The sequence below is a fragment of the Borrelia persica No12 genome, assembly GCF_000500045.1.
GTDB lineage: Bacteria > Spirochaetota > Spirochaetia > Borreliales > Borreliaceae > Borrelia > Borrelia persica.
In genome coordinates, this window is the sequence record NZ_AYOT01000015.1 from 1 (window position 1) to 726 (window position 726).

Sequence of the window (726 nt, forward strand, 5' to 3'; positions counted from 1 at the left end):
TCTAGAGTATATGATGAATTTGTGCAATATGTAGATCATAAAGACCAAAAAAATAATTATTCCAAGCGTTTAAAAATGCTGAAGAGCGATGTAGCAGAATTTACAAGCCTGACAGATCGTTACTTAAGACTTTATTTAGGACTTTCTAGTATTGCTGGACATTACATAGAAGAGATAAGGAGCATAGTAACTGATTATAATATTGCAAGAGAGCAAGGTTATAAGACATATAGCAATGATGAGTTTGATCTTTTGCTTAGTAGTTGGGATACTGATCAAATTGAACTCGTGATTATTGTATATTTACGCTATATTAATATGATTGAGCATCTTGATGAGAGAGTTGATTCCATTGATAATATATCACCTGTAGGTTATTCATTAAGTAGAAGAGGTAGAGATGTATCTAAGAGGTTAGGGATAAGCTTAGGTTTGCTTGAAGGAGAAGTGAGAGCGCAATTTGCTGAAAAAATAAGGGCTTATCCAGTGCAATTTAAAGGTTTATTTAACAAGCCTACTGCTGCTGCAATTTATGAGAATATTTTATCTGTTTCTGATTCATCTCTTTTTAAGACTTGCATTGATAATTATTCTCGGGATATTGATAAATTTTTTAAGTTAATGAGCAATTTTGTTGCTAGTTATGATGTCTTAGATATCAAAAAGCAAATGACAATTGAATGGATAAGAGACATAATATTTGATCCTAAAATTGTTGTTTTTCCT

General features: G+C 31.3%; 1 protein-coding gene. It reads left to right on the forward strand.

The features are described 5' to 3' along the window. Positions 1-21 precede the first annotated feature (21 nt). On the forward strand, positions 22-726 hold a 705-nt coding region (locus tag U881_RS0100175; RefSeq protein WP_407637293.1), incomplete at its 3' end, for a BTA121 domain-containing protein surface lipoprotein.